Genomic DNA, 484 nt, shown 5'->3' with positions numbered 1-484 from the left:
TTTTTGGGGCGTTGCGTGTCAACGTTTGCTGTATGCTGTTCCTTTTTTTTATTGTCAGAGGCGGACAGTGATGCGCGACGCTTTACTTTATTGCCTGGCTTTTTAGCCATAATATTCATTCATCCTTTTACATTAAGCATTAATGAAAGCACATCCCCAACGTTATATTTATTTTTCCAGTCGCTTACGGTGCCGTCCGTGATTCAGCGTCAAGCGCTTCCGGCCAGTGGATATGGCCCCACTGCTGCGGGTGTTCTGCAAAACGCGCCGTCTCAGGCACCGGACGGTGCTGCATATAGTGACAGCAGTAGCACCACAGCTCGCGCAGCGCCTCTTTATCACCTACCGTCCACGTCAGCGCAAACCGCTCCCGGACACGGCTGGTTCCTGGCTGGCACACCGCACCGTGCAGCTGGTAACCCTGGTTGTAGCGTCCGGCTTCATAGGTGATTTCTCCGCGCACTTCATCCCAGTTAAACACCCG

The 484-nt window shown here is 52.9% G+C and carries 1 protein-coding gene; it reads right to left on the bottom strand.

The window, feature by feature from the left end:
• Nucleotides 1-184: 184 nt before the first annotated feature.
• Nucleotides 185-484, bottom strand: a 300-nt coding sequence (locus OGV94_RS00020; RefSeq protein ID WP_353622559.1) for a DUF6708 domain-containing protein, incomplete at its 5' end; no start/stop codon positions are given.

The organism is Citrobacter sp. Ce006 (assembly GCF_030336535.1).
GTDB lineage: Bacteria > Pseudomonadota > Gammaproteobacteria > Enterobacterales > Enterobacteriaceae > Citrobacter > Citrobacter europaeus.
Note: the sequence above shows the minus strand (reverse complement) of the source record. Positions and strands in the feature narration are given on the sequence as shown.